Here is an 18,498-nt window from a genome sequence, read left to right as displayed (position 1 = left end):
TCCAGCATCGACATCCCGGAGTCCAGGTTGACCCTTATAACCGAGAAGAGTGCGCCAAGCACCCAGGACAGGACGCACAAAATTCGCGGCAAGGTGCGCCTCCGCGAGCATGTGATGGGGTGGCTCTTCGTCGGGCCATTCGCAATCGTCTTCCTGGCGTTGCTCATCGCGCCGCTGGCGTACGCACTGTACCTCAGCCTCTTCCAGAAGAGGCTGATCGGCGGCACCAGCTTCGTCTTCCTCGACAATTATGTGAAGGCGTTCACCGACTCGAGCTTCCTTTCCGGGTCATGGTTCGTCATCCGCTTCTCGCTGGTCTCGATCCCGCTGCAGATCATCATCGCGCTCGCGATGGCCCTGATCCTGGATGCCGTGACCTCTCTGTTCATCCGCTTCTCCCGCCTCATGATTTTCCTCCCCTATGCGATCCCCACGGTGATCGGAGCCGTCATGTGGGGATTTCTGTACAGCAAGAGCTTCGGGCCACTCTCCGACCTCTTCGGTCTGTTCGGCGCCACCCCGCCTGATTTCCTCAGCAGCAACCTGATCTTCTACGGCCTGGTCAACGTCGTCACCTGGCAATGGGCCGGTTACTACATGATCATCCTGTACGCGGCGCTCCAGGGAATCGACCCGGCACTTTACGAGGCCGCCCGCATCGACGGCGCCGGTAAATGGCAGATTGCGCGCCGGATCAAAATCCCGCTGATCGCTCCCGCGCTGCTCCTGATCCTGGTCTTCTCGCTCATCGGCACCCTGCAATTCTTCAACGAACCGCAAATTCTGCGATCCCTCGCGGCCGGCACGATCGGACCGGACTTCACCCCCAACATGTACGCATATCAGCAGGCATTCGCACTCGCGAACTTCAACTACGGATCGGCGATCTCCTTCGCTCTCGGCGGGATCGTCTTCGTCGGCGTCTACGCCTTCCTGTTCTTCACCCGTCAGCGGAGGAGTTTCTTGTGATGAGCGACCGTTCCCGCGCCGGCGTCCGCCGCCGGCCACAACGCCATCTCCCCCTGCAGATGCTCCTCGGCTTCCTGGTCGTGTACTTCCTCGTGCCGTTCTGGTGGGTCATCGTCAACAGCTCCAAGGACGCCCCCGGCCTGTTCGGCGGCGGCAACACCCTGTGGTTCGCCGACCGGATCGACTACCTCGGCAACCTCCAGCAACTGTTCACCTATGACAACGGCATCTACGGGAGGTGGATCCTCAACTCCACGCTGTACGCACTCGCGGGCGGCGTCGGCGCCACGGTCCTGGCCGTCATGGCCGGCTACGGATTCGCCAAGTACCGATTCGCCGCCAGGCGCTTCAGCTTCTCACTCGTGCTCGGCGCGTTGATGGTGCCGGCGACGGCCCTGGTGATCCCCACCTTCATGATGTTCTCCGAGTTCGGCCTGACCAACACGATCTGGGCGGTGATCCTCCCCTCACTGCTCAATCCGTTCGGCGTCTACCTGATGCACGTATACGCGCGAGACGCGGTTCCCGACGAGATCCTGGACGCGGCGCGGGCCGACGGTGCGGGTGAGATACGAACGTTCCTCCAGGTCGCATTCCCCCTGATGCGGCCCGCGGTGGTCACAGTGCTGCTCCTGTCTGCCGTGGCGTCCTGGAACAACTATTTCCTGCCTCTCGCCATGCTTTCCGACAACCGCCTCTTCCCCGTCACCGTTGGACTCGGCCTCTGGCAGGGAATCGCCTCGGCGAACAACGCGGGCAGCACCTCGCTCTGGAGCCTCATCATCATGGGCGCGCTCGTGTCGGTCGTTCCCCTCGTCATCGCCTTCTTCACGCTTCAGCGGCACTGGCGCGGAGGGCTGTCCGTCGGTGGCCTGAGATAGGGCGGGGTCGGTCTTCCAGGCATCCACCGGTACGGATTTCCGGGTGACGGCCGGTCGGCGCGGAGCGTGAGCGCGTTGATCTCTTTGATGAAGGCTCGGTCCCCGCGAAGGGAACGCGGCAACCATGCACGGCCTCCCTGGGGTTAGCCCGGTACTGGCAGCGGCTGGATGAGACGCCCGGCGTCTACTTCTCGAAGAGCCGTGCCCCGAATCAGTCGAAACGCGAGCGCCAGCCGCTGTTCAGCAGGACCGTGAACACCGGCACCCTTGGCGTCGGCTGGCGAAGTCGTATCAGCTCGTCTCTGGCCGTTCGGTTCGGCTCCACGAAACGGGCTCGCCGGCGGCGAGGCACGCCCTGGTGAACCGCTCCCACGGCCATCGATTGGCCTCGCGATCACTGGGATCCCGTCCTTGGCCGACCCCACGTGTATGGCGCGGTGGACGGTGCTATGGGACCTGATGATGATCGGCTGAGCAACTCATGCGTGCGAAGGCGGTCGGTGTGACGATCGGGATGCCATAGGCGCGAGCCTTACGTGCCTTGCCCGACATCGAGTCGGGGTCGGCGGCGACCAGCAACCTGACGTGTTTGGTGATGTTGGCGTGAGGGGCGTAGCCGGCCTGGCGCGCTTGTTCCTCCCAGGTCTCTCGCCCGCCCTCCATTCCCCGGTGAACACGATGAGATCGGTTGAGCGGCGGTCCTTCGCCGAAATTTGCGAAAACGTCTCCCCGAAACACTGGCCGACCATTAGAACGCTCACGAGCGCAGGGGAGATCTGATTGTTAATCATCTCTAGATTCTGGCCGGCTCTCTGCCAGGATCATAACCTCTAATGCATCAGGCAGCGAGGATGCTACCTTAAGCATTTGGAAACTCGTTTCTGCAACGATATCACCGTTGCTGGCAATCAGAAGAATATAGTCTTCGATCCATTCACCCAAAGGGCAGAGTCTGGAATTTATAGATAGTTCCCGCACGGCGATCCTAGGGCGTTCCCCTTGGGCTGCCCACAATGGATCGAAGAGGATTTGTCCTGTGCCAAATACGGCCGATGGCGACGGACGTGGACTAACGCGCAGGCCTCCTAATTGAGTTAGTGCTTCGATGGCTTCATCGAAGAGTACGTAGCCCTCGCCCTCTAGTGTGCTTATCCATGGTGATACGTCGTAATGACGCCCTGGAGCCCATCCCGCAAGTTCGAGGGCAAGTCGAACTTCGGGATGAAGGTGCGCTTCCTCGAGTTTTCCCACCGTTCCTCGTTCTCCCGTTCGCTATGGACTAATCCACACACCTTGGTCCCTCCTTCTTCAGGACGGATTCACACGAAGGACACGGTAAACCGTCTGATCTTGCGGATCGTATGCGGTCAAGCCATACCTGCCCGCGAGAGTTAGCAAAGTGGGCACAAGTTCATCACGCCTCGACCATGAGATGGCGGCAATCACACATTCAGACGTCCGATACAGTGGCGAAGCCCACGGTGATTCACGCATATTCCCCTCAGTTATATCGGGAAATATAGATACGATATCCTGGTAAAAGCGATCGATTTCTCCCCTTTCTTCGGCGACCCCCGTAAGGCCGTCTGTAAATTGATCATAGATGCGCGCGGCGCCGTCTGCGTCCGGAACTTCCTTCTCGTACCAGAAGGCGAGATCGAAACTCACATTACTCCCCATTCAAGCGGCCAATCCGCCGCAGTTGGATCGTTATCTATACCTGAGCGCCGCCCGCCTCTGGGGCATCCTGCGCGGCTGGAACAGGCCGGAATTATCACCCTGGCCGACAAGGCGTATCAGGGAGCCGAGGGCGCTTCGGGTCTGGCCGTGCCTTGTCCTGGCAGGGATTCCCGGTTGCCGCGGGAGACGGCCATCCCCTGACTCGGCTCAGCTGACGGCGGCGAGCAGCACGGTGACGAGGATCGCGATGATGATGGTGTTGAACAGGAACGCGAGGCCGCCGTGGAGCATCGCGAATCGGCGCGCCCTCGTTGTGGTGATGACGACATCCGAGCTGGCGAACGTGGTCGACAGTTGCAGCGCCAGGTAGAGGAAGTCGGAGAAGCGGGGGGCCTCGCCCGGGAACTCGAGGCCGCCTGAGAGCGCGTGCTCGCGCGCGTAATGGACGGCGAAGCTGACGGCGATGATCGCCCAGCTCGCCGTGAGGACCACGAGGCCGGCCCAGATGATCGCCGGTGGTGTGCTCTCGCCCGTGGTCACAAGGATGATCATCGCGGCGATCGAGATGCCGCCGCCGGACAGGGCCCACCAGATCGCGCCGTAGCCGTTGATGACCCCGGAGATCCGCTGCGCGCGGGTCTTGGGACGTGGAACCGCCTGCAGCCATTGCCTGAGAGTGCCGGCATCGGCCCGGATGAACACGCCGAGCACGAGCACGATGTAGATGATGGAGTAGATCGACCATGTGGCGAAGAGCATGAGGATGCCGGGCAGCGTCGGCTGCATGTCGAGAGTGCGGATCACGAAGGGGGACGCGACGACGAGCGGCGCGGCGATCACGACGCAGGTGCGCGAGCGCGCGACATCGTCTGCGAGCAGAGGGTAGGGGCGCTTCTGCCGTGTCGTGACGTCTGTCCGGTCGGTCGGACTGGTCGTTCCCGCCGAGCGCGAGATGTCCGCCGACCCTGCACTTTCGGCTGCCGAGCTATCGCTCATCGTGATTCCTCTCGTGGGGTGTCATCCTGTTGTAGGAAGCGGCCCAGCCGATCCAATGGGGCACCAGATGACCGTCGGTAGTTCTCGAGGGTGCGGGGCGGACACGGTCACTGATAGGCGGACGCCTGAAGGTCGTACCGGCCGGCCTGGTCGATGAGGTCGGCGTGCGTGCCGTGCTCGATGATGGGGCCCACAGCCGCTACTTGAGTTTGCAGCGGGCGCCATCGGCCGGTGTTTTGAGGTTGACGAGATAGTCGGCGACGATGTCGTTGACGCAGGGGCTGGCGCCGCCCTGGAAGACGGTGTGCTGTTCGCCCTCGACGGTGAGCAGGCTGCCACCGAGAGCCTTGGCCAGGCTGACTCCGCCGTCGTAGGGGGTGCTCGGGTCGCCGGTGATGGAGACCGTCAGCGTCTTGGGCAAGCCCTTGATCTTGTCGGCGTACGGGTAGTCCAGGGTGGGCTTGGCCGGCCAGTGCTCACAGCCGTCTCGGGTGCCGTCGACGCCTTGACCGGGGTCGAGGAAGGGGGCTGCCTTGTTGAGCTGGGCACGGAGGTCGGCTTCCTGCTCGGGCGTACGGCGCTGCTCGTCCATGCAGTTGATCGCGTAGTTGGCGGCCCCGAAGGTGTTCCACTTCCCGTTCTCGTCACGCCCACCGAAGGATTCCGCCAGGCGCAGCAGGGTGTCGCCCCGGCCTTTCTGCACCTCGGCGATGCCTTTGATGATGTCCGGCCACTGCGCTGACACGTACAGGCCGGTGATGACGCCGCTGGTGCCCTGGTTGTAGGTGAGCTCTCGCTTGCCGCCCGCGGGGACGGGCTTGTCGATCAGGGGCCGCATGATGTCCTGGAATGCCTTCGTGGCATTGGCGGGGTCCTTGCCCAGCGGGCAGTCGGGGCCGGCGGCACAGGCGGTGGCCATCTGCCCGAAGGATCGCTGGAAGCCGGCGTACTGGGTCTTGCGTCGTTCGACGGTGCCGAGCTTGGGGTCGATGGCGCCGTCGAGGACCATGGCGCGCACGTTGGCCGGGAACATCTCGGCGTAGACCGCGCCGAGCCGGGTGCCGTAGCTCTGGCCGGCGTAGTTGAGCTTGGCATCGCCCAGCGCGGCGCGCAGCACGTCCATGTCGCGGGCGACGTCGCGGGTGCCTACGGCGGCGAGTTGGCCCTTGCCGCCTGAGCGAGCCGCGCACGTGTCGACCAGCCGCCGGGTGTCGCGCTCGGTCCACCGTCCCGCCGAGCCGATGAGCGTCGTCTGGTTGTCGGCGCGGTCTTGCTCGTCGTCGGCGAAGCACGTGATGGACGGGGTGGACGCGCCGACACCGCGGGGGTCGAACCCGATCAGGTCGAACCGTTCGGTCGTCGGGCTCTTGGCCAGTGTCACGCTCGTCGCCAAGGCGGAGAGCAGCCCGGCGCCTCCGGGGCCGCCAGGATTCGTCAGCAGCGACCCGATCCTCTCGCCGCGGGCGGGCACCCGAAGCACCGCGATCTGGGCGCTCTCACCCTCGGGGGCGTCGTAGTCCAGCGGTACCTTCAGCCGGGCACATTCGAGTTTGAATTTGTCACTGGCGAACGCCTTCTTCTCCGTCGCGGTGATGGCGTAGTCGGCACAGGAACCGAAGGCCGGTTTCTGGTCGTAGAAACGTTGCAGTTGCGTCGGCGGCTTCGCCGGAGCCGATGATTCCGGCGGCTTCGCCTCAGCCGGCGGCCCCGCCGGCCTGTCCGGTGTGCTGCACGCGCCGAGCACGGGCAGCAACAGCAGCGCCAACGCCGAGGTGTGCTTGAGAGTGTTTCTGGGGGCCATAGGCATTCTCCTTAAACAGGGCAGAACGGTCATGTGCCGAGGACGAGCAGGCTCTATGCCCGTTGCGGCGGCACTCAACCGACACGCCGGTGACATGCGCCTGCTTCCAGCCTCTTGCGGGCTCCGTGATGGCACCAGTGACACTGCGTCATGCGTTCAGTTGCAATAACGTCATGGAGGATGGTTCGCGGTGGCACGGCTGCACCCACCGTTCCGCGGCATCCGGATGCCAGTGAGTACGGTCTAGATGCCGGCCTCGGCGAGGGTCTTGTCCATGAGGGCGGGGAACTTCCCATCCCGATCGCGGATCGGTTAGCGCGCCCGGCAGCCCGCGTCGTCCAGATCCATCACCGAATTCTTTATCGCCTGGGTGACCCAGTCCTGGCGGGAGGTGAGATCCGCGCCGAGTAAGGCGGCCTTGGCGTCGCCCGACTCGACCCAGGTGCCGCTGAACCCGCGCCCAGGCCCGCGCCGAGCAGGAACTCCCACTGGTCAGTCACGGGGCCACGTCCCGTCCGGGATGCGGCAGAGCAGCCCTGGCGTGGTGAACCAGGTGTCATCGATGAACCTGCCGGTCGTGTATGCCAGCGCGGCGAGGTAGAAGTTCATCTCCTGGGCGATGCCAGAGGAGGACCCGACGAGACCCGCTCCCTCCTGCCTGGGGCGGTCCCAGTAATCCTCGGGGATGTCCTCCCACTCACCCGCGTTGACATAGACCGGTTCGCTGACTTCGCCCGCGTAGTAGGACAGATGGTAGGCCCGGCCGCCCGACTGCGTGATCGACTCGAGGGCCCGCCACGGGAACAATCCGGACGCAGTGAACATCTTGACCCAGCCGGGGTTCTGCTCGGCCACCCACACGACGTCCTCGTCTGAGTAGGCGCGATACCATCGCCGCGCCTGGTTCAGGTCACAGGCGAGTGTCTCCTCCTCCGCTCGCAGCGCGGTGACCACCGCGCGGTAGTCGGGCGCCTCGACCCACGAGCACTCGAACCTGCCCGCCAGACCTCGCTCCTCGAAATACGACCATTGATCTAATTTGGTACGACTTGACACGATGCTCCGATTTCGGGAGATCGGATGGCCGAGGTGGCCGCCGGACAAAGCCGCGGTGCCGGCATGGCGACACCCTAGTGGGTTCGATATCACTCCCTGTAGGTTTGCGCTGTGACGGATTGGCCGGTTGCCCGTACCCGCGATGAGGCTCTCGTGTACCTCGATCTGAACCCGTGCGAGTGCGGCTCGGTGGAGACCGAATGGGACAGCGGAGTGGTTAGCGTCGATGGTTTGCTGACCAAGTGCTACACGGGGATCTGTGAGGGCTGCGATGTGGAGCGGGAGTACCTGTTCTCGCTGCCCCGGCGCGAGGTCATGCCGAGTGGCTGGCCGACCTTCGGCGGGCCGGAACCATCCGAACTGCTCGACGCGGGAGAGTGGATGTGGCTTGCCGACCTCACGGCCGGCAACGTCCCCGACGACCCGGAGAACGCACGCCGGACGCTGTCCATGGCGCGCGCGGCCGTGGAGGAAGTGCTCAAGTTCCTACCCGAGGGGCAGGACGACGTCCCCTCCGACGCCTTCTGGTCCGCGCGCGGACAGGAGGTACACGACGCCGAGCCACCCCGTTTCCGCCGTGACCGTCTGCTGGTCGTCAGAGACACCTACCGCGACCTCGCTGACCGTTAGCCTCCGGGCACCAGCGATCGGGTAAGGCGGATCTGACGAGGACAGCGAGGCTGAACTCGGAGGCGCTCCTGAATCGCCGCCGGACGCCGATCTCGCCGATCGACCGGTTGGGGCCGCCGGTCAGCGCTGGCGGGACATCGGGGCGGCGGGCGCGGAGACGGCGGTCGGCCGACGGGAGGTGTACGTCCTGACCGCCGACCGTTCGGAGGTCTTCCAGTGGTCCCGTGACATCGGCACCTGGCGCCGCATCGGCGGCCCCGCCGAAACTCTGACGGCGGCCGCCACCTCCTCCTGAACCTGCGGCCAGGCTGTCTGGCCGGACATGTCAGGCCGGGACCTCGCCGCTGACGCAGGAATCCACGAAGACATCTTTCACGTGCTCCGTCCAAGCTCATTTTGCGGCGGGCCCGATCGCGCGTGCTTGGCAGCGCTCGTTCGAGACCGTCGAGGTCTCCGACCGCCCGGCCCGCAGGAAGGTCAGGCGGACCGGGCGGACCTGCGCGCGCCGGCCCGGACTGCCGAGGGCGCCGCGTGTATACGGCTGATGCCCCGGGGAACTCGGCGTTCGGTCGCCCGTCGATGGGTGGAGAAGGGTCCGAGAACGATTACGTACCCCTCCTGCAACGGCTCATCGGTCGAGGGAAGCGGGGGACGACTCGAACTCGGCATCGGCCAGGTCTTCGAATTCGACGATCGCGTCGATCTCGGTTCCCATCGCGATATTCGTGACGCGCTCGAGGATGATCTCTACGATGACCGGGACGCGGAACTCCGTCATGAGTTTGACGGCCTCTTCGAACGCCTCCGGCAGTTCGCCCGCCGTACGCACACGGATGGCCTTGCAGCCGAGCCCTTCGGCGACCTTGACGTGGTCGACACCGTATCCCTCGAGGTCGGGGGAGTTCACGTTGTCGAAGGCCAGTTGCACGTGATAGTCCATGTCGAAGCCGCGCTGGGCTTGGCGGATGAGACCGAGGTAGGAGTTGTTCACCAGCACCTGAATGTAGGGCAGGTTGAACTGGGCGCCGACCGCGAGTTCCTCGATCATGAATTGGAAGTCGTAGTCGCCGGACAGCGCGACGACGGTGGCGTCGGGCTCGGCCACGCGCACGCCGAGTGCCGCCGGCACCGTCCAGCCGAGTGGACCGGCCTGGCCGCAATTGATCCAGTGACGTGGCGCGTACACGTGCAGGAACTGCCCGCCGGCGATCTGGGAGAGCCCGATCGCGGACACGTAGCGCACGTCCCTGCCGAATGCCCTGTTCATTTCCTGGTAGACCCGCTGGGGTTTCATCGGCACATTGTCGAAGTCCGTGCGCCGGTGCATGGTGCGCTTGCGTTCGCGGCATTCGGCGACCCAGTCCGCGCGGTCCGGCAGAAGGCCCGCCTCGCTCCGGTCGCGTGCGACCTCGACCAGCCGCTCCAGGGCTGCGGCGGCGTCGGAGACGATGCCGTAGTCGGGAGCGAAGACCCGGCCGATCTGGGTGGGCTCGATGTCGATGTGCACGAACGTGCGTCCGCGGGTGTAGGTGTCCAGGCCTCCCGTGTGGCGGTTGGCCCACCGGTTGCCGATGCCGAGCACGAAGTCCGATGCGAGCATCGTCGCGTTGCCGTACCGGTGCGAGGTCTGCAGCCCGACCATGCCGGCCATCAGCCGGTGGTCGTCCGGGATCGCTCCCCAGCCCATCAGGGTCGGCACGACCGGCACGTCCAGCAGTTCGGCGAGCTCGAGGAGCAGGTCGGCGGCGTCGGCGTTGATGACGCCGCCACCGGCCACGATCAGCGGGTGCTCGGACGCGGCCAGCATGTCAAGGGCCTTCTCCGCCTGCGCGCGGGTCGCGGCCGGTTTGTAGACGGGCAGCGGCTCATAGGCGTCGATGTCGAACTCGATCTCGGCAAGCTGGACGTCGATCGGCAGGTCGATGAGGACCGGTCCGGGACGACCGGACCGCATCAGGTGAAAGGCCTGCTGGAAGGCGCCGGGCACTTGCCCGGGCTCCAGGACGGTCATGGCCATCTTGGTGACGGGCTTGGCGATGGAGGCGATGTCGACTGCCTGAAAGTCCTCCTTGTGCAGGCGGGAGACCGGCGCCTGCCCGGTGATGCACAGAATGGGGATGGAGTCGGCCCACGCCGAGTACAGACCCGTGATCATGTCGGTGCCCGCCGGACCGGACGTGCCGACACACACGCCGATGTTTCCGGCGCGGGCGCGGGTGTATCCCTCGGCCATGTGCGAGGCGCCCTCGACGTGACGCGCGAGGATGTGCTTGATGCCGCCGTGCGCCCGCATCGCGGAGTAGAAGGGGTTGATGGCCGCGCCGGGGAGCCCGAAGGTCTGAGTGGCGTTCTCGCGTTCAAGGATCTTCACCGCTGCGTCGACGGTTCGCATACGTGGCATGACAGGTCTCCTAGCGGTTCGTACGGCCCGACAGTTGCTCGACGATCAGCAGCAGAGCGGAATGGTCGAGGTTGCCGTGTCCTTGGGCGCGTGCCGCGCCCATCAGCTGGGCGACGGCGGCACCGAGGGGGATCGCGACGCCCGCTTCCCGGGCGGCGGCGGTGACGATGCCCATGTCCTTGTGGTGCAGGTCGATCCGGAATCCGGGCTCGAAGGTACGGGCCCGCATCCCGGCGGCCTTGCGGTCGAGGATCCGGTTGCCGGCCAGACCGCCCGCGAGGACCTTGACCGCGGCCTCGGTGTCCACACCATGGGCTTCGAGGAACACGATGGCCTCGGCGACGAGCTCGATGGTGCCCGCGACGATGAGCTGGTTGGCGGCCTTGACGGTCTGCCCCGAACCGTTGGGTCCCACGTGCACGACGGTTGACCCGACGGCCTCGAGGATCGGGCGAGCGGCCTCGAACTCGGCGGCGCCGCCACCGACCATGATGGACAGGCTGGCCTCGATCGCTCCGCTCTCACCACCGGAGACCGGGGCGTCCACGGCGCGCAGACCTTGGGCGGCGGCGGCTTCGGCGAGCCGTACGCTGACGTCGGGGCGGATCGTGCTGGCATCGATCCAGAGGCTGCCGGTCGGCGCGTGTGCCAGGATCCCATCCGCGCCGAGCACGACGTCCTCGACGTCGGGTGAGTCCGGCAGCATGGTGATGACGACATCCGCCTCCCGAACGGCATCGGCGACGCCGGTGGCGCCCCGGCCGCCCTGCTCCACCAATTGGTCGACCTTGGCCTTGCTCCGGTTGAATCCGGTGACGTCGAAACCGGCCTTGATCAGGTTGGCGGCCATCGGGCCGCCCATGATGCCAAGCCCGATGACGGTGACGGCGGTCATACGAGTTCTCCTTCAGCGCGTGGAGGTTGTCACAGAGCGACGGTCGCGGGGCAGCCAGGCGAACGGATCTTCGCTGGTAGCGCGGTACTCGAGACCGGTCCAGCCCTGGTAACCGGTTCGCTCGAGGGCGGCCGTCCAATGGTCGAGCGGCAGGTCACCGGTGCCTGGTTCACCGCGTCCGGGGGCGTCGGCGATCTGAACGTGACCGATGCGGTCGGCGTACGCGCTGATCGCCGCGTCGACGTCGTCTCCGTTGACCGACAGGTGGTAGAGGTCCGCCAGCAGGCGGATGTTGGTGACGCCGCTGTCTGCGGCCACCCGCTCGATCACCGCGACGGCGTCGGCGGCCGTGATGAGCGGGTAACGGTCGGCGCCACTGACCGGTTCGAGGAGGACAGTGCCGGTCACCGCCGCGGCGGCCAGCGCGAGGTTCTCGGCGGCGAGGTCGTCCTGTTGCCCGGCGGTGGCGCCGTCCACGCGGTTGCCGTAGAGGGCGTTGAAGGACCGGCATCCGAGCCGCCGGCCGATGTCGGCGACCACCGCGATGTTGTCCCGCAGCTCCGCGGACCGTCCGGGCCACGACATCAGCCCGCGGTCGCCCGCGGGCATGTCGCCCGCGGCGAAGTTGAGCCCGATCAGTCGCACGCCCGCGTCGTCGATGGCCCGTACGAACGCGTCGACCTCGCCGTCGGCGGGCACGGAGGTGCTGAACGGCCACCAGAACTCGACGGCGTCGAACCCGGCGGCTCGGGCGGCTGCCGGACGTTCCAGCAGCGGCAGGTCGGTCAGCAGGATTGAACAGTTCACCGCGTATCGCACGGCGACTCCTTTGTTGTCACACGATGGGATTCGTCAGGGTGCCGACGCCTTCGATTTCGACGTCCACCACGTCCCCGGGGGCCAGTGGCCCGACACCGGCGGGGCTGCCGGTCAGCAGGACGTCGCCCGGCTGCAGGGTGATCCAGCGGGTCACGTAGGCCAGCAACTCGCCAACCCCGAAGATCATGTCCTTGGTGGGGCTGTCCTGGACGAGCCGGCCGTTGACCGTCGTGCGGATGTGCAGCGTGGCGGGATCGTCCACGTCGGTCTCGATCCAGGGCCCGAGCGGGCAGAAGGTGTCCGCGCTCTTGGCGCGCACCCACTGCCCGTCCGCTCGCCAGTCGTCGGCGGTGATGTCGTTGGCGCAGGTGTAGCCGAGGATGTAGTCGCGGTAGGACCGCTCGGGCACCTCGTGCGCTGTCCTGCCGATCACGACGGCCAGTTCGCCCTCGTACTCCAGGCGTCGCAGATCCGGCGGGTAGCGCACCGCGGATCCGGGTCCGGTGACGGCGTTGACCGCTTTGAGGAACAGTTTCGGCCGCCCGGTCCCGTCCGGCTCGCCATAGTTCTTGCCCGCGCAGACGACCACCCGGGGATCACATGGCGCGAGCAGCGTCACCTCCCGCAGCGCGGCCACGATCGGTCCCCCGCTCCGCTCGTGTACGGCGTCACCGATCAGGACACCGGACCCGACGTGCCCGGCGTGGTCGTATCGCACGATTCTCATCGGCGCCTGCTTCCCTCTGCGCCGGCGAGAGCCTCACGCACCAGTTCGATCGGGTGCCACGCATCGCGTTGGGCGCCGTGGAAGATCTGCTGGCGGCAGGACACCCCGGTGGCCGCGACGACCGTGGACTCGGGTTCGGCGGCGAGCGCCGGGAACAGGCGGTCCTCGCCGACGGTCATCGAGACGTCATAGTGCTCGGACTCGAAGCCGAAGGAACCGGCCATCCCGCAGCAACCGGCGTCCAGTTCGACGACCTCCACACCGGGGATACGGCGCAGCAGAGCCATCGTGGCGGCGGTGCCGACCTCCGCCTTCTGGTGGCAGTGGCCGTGGTAGAGGATCCGCTTGCCCGCCAGCCAGGAGTCCTCCCGCAAGCGCAATCGGCCCGCGTCGACGGCCTCGGTCAGCAACTCCTCCACCTGCCGGACCCGGTCCGCGACCTGGCGCACCCGGGGGTCGTCCGGCATCATCGCGACGTGCTCGTCGCGCAACGTGTACAGGCACGACGGTTCGCAGCCCACGATGGGGGTGTCGGTCTCGGCGAGTGCGGCGATCAGCTTGCCCGCCTTGGCTTTGGCGTCGTCGACCAGCCCTTTGGACAGGCTCGACCTGCCACAGCAGCCCCCGCCTGCCAGAGCTACGCCCCACCCGGCCTGCTCGAGCAGTTCGATGGCGGCCCGGCCGATGTGGGGTTCGGTGTAGCTGGTGAAGGAGTCGGCCAGGAACGTCACAGTGCCCTGCGCGGCAGGCGCCTGGGGGCCGCGATGCTTGCGGAACCAGCGCACGAGGTTGATGCGGTGGTAGACGGGGAGGGGGCGTGCCGAGGTGATGCCGATCGTGCGGTCCAGCAGCGAGCGCAGGACCCCGACTCGTGCGGGCAGGTTCGACAGTGGCGCGGTGGCCGAGCCGAGGCGGTTCAGGGCCCGGATCGACCCGAAGATCCGTGAACGGAGCGGCACTCCGTGGATGTCGTGGTGATGGGAGAGGGTTTCGGCCTTGAGCGTGGCCATGTCCACGCTCATCGGGCACTCGCTCTTGCAGGCCTTGCACATCAGGCAGAGGTCGAGGATCTCGTGCAGCCGCTCGTCCCCGAGCGCCGCCCGGGGGTCCGGTTCGGACAGTGCCTTGACCAACGCGTTCGCCCGGCCGCGCGTGGAGTGCTCTTCCTGGCGCGTGGCGATGTAGGACGGGCACATCGCTCCCGTTGTGCTCTTACGGCACAGCCCGATGTTCATGCACCGGTCGGCCGCGCCCCGCATCCCGCCGATCACCTCGAACTGAAGCCGGGTCTCGAACGGCTTCGCGGGCGGCAACGCGGCATCTCTGAGGTTGTCCGTCATCGGCGGGGCGTCGACGATCTTGCCGGGGTTCATCAGATTGGCCGGATCGAACACCCGCTTCACCGCGCGCATCGCCTCGTACAGGTCGTCGCCGAAGATCTCCCGGTTGAACTCGCTGCGGGCCAGGCCGTCCCCGTGCTCGCTGGAGTTGACCCCGCCGTACTCGGCGACCAGGTTCTTGATCTCCTCGGCCACGGCGCGCATCTTGCGCACCTCATCCGGCTGCGCCAGATCGACGAACGGACGGATGTGCAGGCAGCCGACCGAGCAGTGACCGTAGAAGCCCGCCGTCAGCTCGTGCTTGTCGAGCACTTCCCGGAAGCGGCGGGTGTACGCCACGAGATGCACCGGGTCGACCGCCGTGTCCTCGATGAAGGCCAGCGGACGACGCGTGCCGACGCTCGCGGCCATGAGCAGTCCCAGACTGGACTTGCGCACCTTCAGCAAGGCGGTCTGCTGGGACGGGGTCACCGCCCGCAGCGTGTGATATCCGTGCGAATTGCGCTTCCACGCCTCGGTGACCTGGTCGAGCTTGGCGATCAGCTCGTCCTCGTCGTCGCCGCTGAACGACACGAACAGCAGCGCGTCCGGGTCACCTTGCAGGATGTTGCCGAGCTCGGCGTACTCGATCTTCTGGCGAGACAGGTCCAGGATGGTGCGGTCCATCAGTTCGACCTGCGCCGGGTCGCAGGACAACGCGTCCTGGGTGGCGGCGATCGCCTCGGCCGTCGAGGTGAAGTGGCCGACCGCGTACACCGTCCGGCGTGGCTTGGGCACCAGGTCCACCAGGGCCTGGGTCGCGACGACCAGGGTGCCTTCCGAACCGACGACGAACTTCGCCAGATCGAATTCCGGGCCCGCGGCCAGCCGATCGAGCCGGTATCCGCATGCCCGGCGCCAGAACGGCGGGAAGCCTGTCGCGATGGCTGCGGCGTTGGCCCGCACCAGCTCCGGCAACTCGCGATACAGGCGGCCTTCCAGCGTGGGCAGCTCGGCACGACGCGCACGTTCGGCTTCGTCGACGGGGTCGAGCCGGGCGCGTGAGCCGTCGGCGAGCACAACGTCCAAGGCCCGGACGTGATCGATGGTCATCCCGTAGGTGAGCGAGCCGCTGCCCGCGGAGTTGTTGCCGATCATCCCGCCGATGGTGGCGCGGTTGCTGGTCGAGGTGTCCGGTCCGAACATCAGCCCGTGCGCGGCCGCGGCCTGGTTGAGCTGATCCTGCACCACGCCCACCTCGACGAGCGCGGTACGGGCCTCGGGGTCGAGGTCGATGATGCGGTTCATGTGCCGGGAGAAGTCCAGGACCAGGCCGGGGCCGATCGTCTGACCCGCGAGGCTGGTGCCCGCTCCGCGCGGGACGACCGGAACTCCGGCCTCCCCTGCGGCCCGCACCGCCGCCGCCACGTCGTCGGCATGCCTGGGGAACACCACACCGACCGGCATGATCGAGTACATGCTCGCGTCGCGGGAGAACAGGTGCCGTGTGTAGTCGTCGAACGCGACCTCGCCATCGAGGTCTCGGCTCAGCGCGTGCGCGAGCCCGACACCGTCGATTTGTGCTGTCAGCGCTGGATCTCTTGGGCTCATCGTCGTGTCCTTCACAGCGCCTGCAGGCGGTCGAGCGCCGCGTTGAGGCCGGTGGGGTCGATCCGCACGCCGGCGAGCGTCAGGCCCATCTGCACCCCGGCGAGCGTCCCGGCCAGCATCAGGTCGTTGAAGCTCCCCAGATGCCCGATGCGGAAGACGCGTCCGGAGAGCTTGCCGAGACCAGCCCCCAGAGACATGTCGAAACGGTCGAGGATGATCGCCCTGATCTTGTCGGCGTCATGCCCCTCCGGCACCATGATCGCGGTCAAGGAGCTCGAATACTCGCGTTCGTCAGCGCAGAGCACCTCCAGTCCCCAGCCGTTGACGGCGGCACGCGTGGCTTCCGCGTGCCGGATGTGGCGCGCGAACACGGCGTCGAGCCCTTCGGCGTTGAGCAGGCGCAGCGCCTCACGCAGGCCGTAGAGCAGGTTCGTAGCCGGGGTGTACGGAAAGTAGCCGCGTTCGTTGGCCGCCAGGATGGGCTGCCAGTTCCAGAACGACTTGGGCAGCCGCGCGGAGCGTGATGCGTTCAACGCCTTCTCACTGATGGCGTTGAAGCTGAGCCCCGGCGGGAGCATCAGGCCCTTCTGCGAGCCCGCGACCGTCACGTCGACACCCCACTCGTCGTGCCGGTAGTCGATGGATCCCAGCGACGAGATGGTGTCGACCAGGAGTAGCGCGGGGTGAGCGGCCGCATCGATGGCGGCCCGTACCTCCGCGACGCGGCTGGTGACGCCGGTCGATGTCTCGTTGTGCACGACGCACACGGCCTTGATGGTGTGCCCGGCGTCCTGCCCGAGCCGCTCGGCGACCACCTCGGGGCTCACGCCGTGGCGCCAGTCGCCGGGCACGAAGTCGACCTCAAGCCCGAGGCCGGTGGCCATCTCCTGCCACAGGCTGGCGAAGTGACCCGTCTCGAAGCACAACACCCGGTCCCCAGGGCTCAGGGTGTTGACCAGCGCGGCCTCCCACGCTCCCGTGCCAGAAGCCGGGTAGATGACAACCGGCCCCTGAGTGCCGAAGACGGGCTTGACCCCGTCCAACACCGCACGGCCCAACTCGGCGAACTCCGGCCCCCGGTGGTCGATGGTCTGTGCCGACATCGCCCGGAGAACTGAGTCGGGCACGTTCGTCGGGCCCGGAATCTGGAGGAAGTGACGGCCGCCGGCATAGCTCATGAGAGTCCCTTCGGTTCTCGGCCAGTCTTGGCCGACGCCCCATTTTCCGCAATGCGGAAAGTAATTACCGCTATACGAACCCTAGCTGTCGCTTGCCGCGAACGTCAAAGGAAACAATTTTCCACATCATGGAAAACGCTCTCGATGGCCACCGCCTCAGGAGGGAACCCACCTGCCCGGATCAACGCCTCACGAACGTCGTGACCGACTCTCCGGAGGCGGCGAAAACCATGTGTTCGCGCCGCTCACGCGGTGAGGCCTCACTGCGCTGTCGATCGCGTCCCGCGGCCTTCATCGCCGGGGCCGGCCGGCCGTCAGGTGCTCTCTGCATCCGGGGCTCCGCAGCCATCCGGCATAGGTTACGCTTCGATGCAATATGAGCAACGGCGACCGGATGACGCAGGGCCTGTCGCGTGATCCGGGTTCTCCCAACCGTGTACAGGCGTTGCATCGCGCGTTCGGTCTGCTGGAGCTGATGGCCGACGGCGGTGGCGAGATGCCCCTGAGTCAGCTCGCCGCCCGCTCGGGGCTGCCTCTGCCCACCATTTACCGCATCATCCGAACGCTCGTCGACTCGGGTTACGTTCGCCAGTTGCCTTCCCGAAGCTACGCTCTGGGACCACGCCTGATCGGGCTGGGGGAAAGCGCCTCACGCAAGCTCGGCACATGGGCCCGCCCGGTGCTGGCCGATCTCGTGGAGACCGTGGGTGAGACGGCCAACATGGCGATGCTCGACGGCGATATGGCCGTCTACGTCGCGCAGGTGCCTTCCCGGCACTCGATGCGCATGTTCACCGAAGTGGGACGCCGCGTCTTTCTGCATGACACGGGCGTCGGCAAAGCGCTGCTGGCGCAGCTCCCGCCCGAGACGGCACGTGAGATCGTACTCCGCGCCGGAATGCCCGCCGCGACCACACGGTCCATCACCGACCCGGACGTCCTCGAGAAGGAACTCGACCGTACCCGGAGCCGGGGTTATGCCATCGACGACGCCGAACAGGAGACCGGTGTCCGTTGCCTCTCCGTCCCGGTCGTAGGCGCGCCGACACTGACCGCGATCTCCGTTTCGGGCCCCGAAGGCCGGATCACCTCCGCATCGATCCCCGGAGTCGTGACTCACCTCCAGGCGGCCGCGGCACGGCTGATCCAAGAATTCGCCTGAACGCGGTCCAGACGGAATCATCCGGCCACGCCCTGCCGGACGCCGGCACCCGACGCAGGGTGGATCACGGCCGGACGAGTGGATCTCGTGTAACGGCCTAGCAAAATCTCCCGACCGTGCTCGGCGAAACTGAACCGCGGTGGTCGACGATCGGCACCGCCATGGGCGCGCAACAACCGCCGGGGCGGTTGGCCAAGCCAGTGACCTGCGGAAAGTTGTGACCGGCGGATGCCATCGCCGGTGTACCTCACGACGTCGGCTGCTGGCGGGATGCGCGAAACGGATCTCGCAAGAAGGTTGCGGCAACAACAGTCAGGGCGACGTTCACGATCACACAGTGGGCTTGACCGCTGGATGTGAGCTAGCACATACT

At 66.5% G+C, this 18,498-nt stretch carries 16 protein-coding genes; 4 read left to right on the top strand and 12 right to left on the bottom strand.

Annotated features, from left to right (window positions below; all coding sequences use genetic code 11):
• Positions 1-27 precede the first annotated feature (27 nt).
• On the top strand, positions 28-969 hold the full coding sequence (locus MBA17_RS24545) for a carbohydrate ABC transporter permease (protein ID WP_238498914.1): 942 nt from the start codon (positions 28-30) through the stop codon (positions 967-969).
• Complete coding sequence (locus tag MBA17_RS24540; RefSeq protein ID WP_238498913.1) at positions 969-1,850, top strand: carbohydrate ABC transporter permease; 882 nt, start codon at positions 969-971, stop codon at positions 1,848-1,850. Before MBA17_RS24545 ends, MBA17_RS24540 begins: the two co-directional genes overlap by 1 nt.
• Positions 1,851-2,633: 783 nt before the next feature.
• Here the strand turns inward: MBA17_RS24540 and MBA17_RS24535 are convergent.
• The 5 genes from MBA17_RS24535 to MBA17_RS24515 all read right to left on the bottom strand — a co-directional run bounded on the left by MBA17_RS24535 (position 2,634) and on the right by MBA17_RS24515 (position 7,383).
• Positions 2,634-3,101, bottom strand: coding sequence for an SUKH-3 domain-containing protein (locus MBA17_RS24535; protein ID WP_238498912.1), 468 nt, complete (start codon positions 3,099-3,101; stop codon positions 2,634-2,636).
• A gap of 57 nt (positions 3,102-3,158) precedes the next feature.
• Positions 3,159-3,518, bottom strand: a complete 360-nt coding sequence (locus tag MBA17_RS24530) for a hypothetical protein (RefSeq protein ID WP_238498911.1) — start codon at positions 3,516-3,518, stop codon at positions 3,159-3,161.
• 219 nt (positions 3,519-3,737) lie between these two features.
• Positions 3,738-4,526, bottom strand: a complete 789-nt coding sequence (locus MBA17_RS24525; protein WP_238498910.1) for a DUF1345 domain-containing protein — start codon at positions 4,524-4,526, stop codon at positions 3,738-3,740.
• Between the two features lie 199 nt (positions 4,527-4,725).
• Positions 4,726-6,327, bottom strand: a complete 1,602-nt coding sequence (locus tag MBA17_RS24520; RefSeq protein ID WP_238498909.1) for an alpha/beta hydrolase — start codon at positions 6,325-6,327, stop codon at positions 4,726-4,728.
• A 492-nt stretch (positions 6,328-6,819) separates the two neighbouring features.
• Positions 6,820-7,383, bottom strand: a complete 564-nt coding sequence (locus MBA17_RS24515) for a hypothetical protein (protein WP_238498908.1) — start codon at positions 7,381-7,383, stop codon at positions 6,820-6,822.
• Positions 7,384-7,536: 153 nt separating this feature from the next.
• Between MBA17_RS24515 and MBA17_RS24510 the strand changes: the two genes are divergently transcribed.
• Positions 7,537-8,013: a hypothetical protein gene (locus MBA17_RS24510; RefSeq protein ID WP_238498907.1), complete on the top strand. Its 477-nt coding sequence runs from the start codon at positions 7,537-7,539 to the stop codon at positions 8,011-8,013.
• A gap of 120 nt (positions 8,014-8,133) precedes the next feature.
• Here the strand turns inward: MBA17_RS24510 and MBA17_RS24505 are convergent, their stop codons facing one another.
• From MBA17_RS24505 to MBA17_RS24475, 7 genes are all read right to left on the bottom strand, one after another.
• Positions 8,134-8,337, bottom strand: coding sequence for a hypothetical protein (locus MBA17_RS24505; protein ID WP_238498906.1), 204 nt, complete (start codon positions 8,335-8,337; stop codon positions 8,134-8,136).
• Between the two features lie 304 nt (positions 8,338-8,641).
• Positions 8,642-10,414: a glyoxylate carboligase gene (gcl, locus tag MBA17_RS24500; protein WP_238498905.1), complete on the bottom strand. Its 1,773-nt coding sequence runs from the start codon at positions 10,412-10,414 to the stop codon at positions 8,642-8,644.
• Positions 10,415-10,424: 10 nt separating this feature from the next.
• On the bottom strand, positions 10,425-11,309 hold the full coding sequence (locus tag MBA17_RS24495) for a 2-hydroxy-3-oxopropionate reductase (protein ID WP_238498904.1): 885 nt from the start codon (positions 11,307-11,309) through the stop codon (positions 10,425-10,427).
• A 12-nt stretch (positions 11,310-11,321) separates the two neighbouring features.
• Positions 11,322-12,128: a hydroxypyruvate isomerase family protein gene (locus tag MBA17_RS24490; protein WP_238498903.1), complete on the bottom strand. Its 807-nt coding sequence runs from the start codon at positions 12,126-12,128 to the stop codon at positions 11,322-11,324.
• A 16-nt stretch (positions 12,129-12,144) separates the two neighbouring features.
• Positions 12,145-12,855 (bottom strand): fumarylacetoacetate hydrolase family protein, encoded by a 711-nt coding sequence (locus tag MBA17_RS24485; protein ID WP_238498902.1) that lies wholly within the window; start codon positions 12,853-12,855, stop codon positions 12,145-12,147.
• Entirely contained in the window at positions 12,852-15,785 is a 2,934-nt protein-coding gene (locus MBA17_RS24480) for an FAD-binding and (Fe-S)-binding domain-containing protein (RefSeq protein WP_238498901.1), read from the bottom strand. The genes MBA17_RS24485 and MBA17_RS24480 overlap by 4 nt, the downstream gene beginning before the upstream one ends.
• 11 nt (positions 15,786-15,796) lie before the next feature.
• Complete coding sequence (locus MBA17_RS24475) at positions 15,797-16,963, bottom strand: pyridoxal-phosphate-dependent aminotransferase family protein (protein ID WP_238498900.1); 1,167 nt, start codon at positions 16,961-16,963, stop codon at positions 15,797-15,799.
• 376 nt (positions 16,964-17,339) lie between these two features.
• Here MBA17_RS24475 and MBA17_RS24470 point away from each other — a divergent pair, with 376 nt between their 5' ends.
• Positions 17,340-18,125 carry an IclR family transcriptional regulator gene (locus MBA17_RS24470; RefSeq protein WP_274385881.1) on the top strand — a complete coding sequence of 262 codons (786 nt, stop codon included), beginning with the start codon at positions 17,340-17,342 and terminating at the stop codon, positions 18,123-18,125.
• Positions 18,126-18,498: the final 373 nt, after the last annotated feature.

The organism is Dolomitihabitans soli, from assembly GCF_022213955.1.
Taxonomy (GTDB): Bacteria; Actinomycetota; Actinomycetes; order Streptosporangiales; family Streptosporangiaceae; genus Streptosporangium_A; species Streptosporangium_A soli.
Note: the sequence above shows the minus strand (reverse complement) of the source record. Positions and strands in the feature narration are given on the sequence as shown.

What these genes read in the sequence shown, in the direction of transcription:
- MBA17_RS24540 (WP_238498913.1), top strand. Translation starts at nt 969, where the DNA reads ATGAGCGACCGTTCCCGCGCCGGCGTCCGCCGCCGGCCACAACGCCAT.
- MBA17_RS24525 (WP_238498910.1), bottom strand. Translation starts at nt 4,526, where the DNA reads ATGAGCGATAGCTCGGCAGCCGAAAGTGCAGGGTCGGCGGACATCTCG.
- MBA17_RS24520 (WP_238498909.1), bottom strand. Translation starts at nt 6,327, where the DNA reads ATGGCCCCCAGAAACACTCTCAAGCACACCTCGGCGTTGGCGCTGCTG.
- MBA17_RS24505 (WP_238498906.1), bottom strand. Translation starts at nt 8,337, where the DNA reads ATGTCCGGCCAGACAGCCTGGCCGCAGGTTCAGGAGGAGGTGGCGGCC.
- gcl (WP_238498905.1), bottom strand. Translation starts at nt 10,414, where the DNA reads ATGCCACGTATGCGAACCGTCGACGCAGCGGTGAAGATCCTTGAACGC.
- MBA17_RS24495 (WP_238498904.1), bottom strand. Translation starts at nt 11,309, where the DNA reads ATGACCGCCGTCACCGTCATCGGGCTTGGCATCATGGGCGGCCCGATG.
- MBA17_RS24485 (WP_238498902.1), bottom strand. Translation starts at nt 12,855, where the DNA reads ATGAGAATCGTGCGATACGACCACGCCGGGCACGTCGGGTCCGGTGTC.
- MBA17_RS24480 (WP_238498901.1), bottom strand. Translation starts at nt 15,785, where the DNA reads ATGAGCCCAAGAGATCCAGCGCTGACAGCACAAATCGACGGTGTCGGG.
- MBA17_RS24475 (WP_238498900.1), bottom strand. Translation starts at nt 16,963, where the DNA reads ATGAGCTATGCCGGCGGCCGTCACTTCCTCCAGATTCCGGGCCCGACG.
- MBA17_RS24470 (WP_274385881.1), top strand. Translation starts at nt 17,340, where the DNA reads ATGAGCAACGGCGACCGGATGACGCAGGGCCTGTCGCGTGATCCGGGT.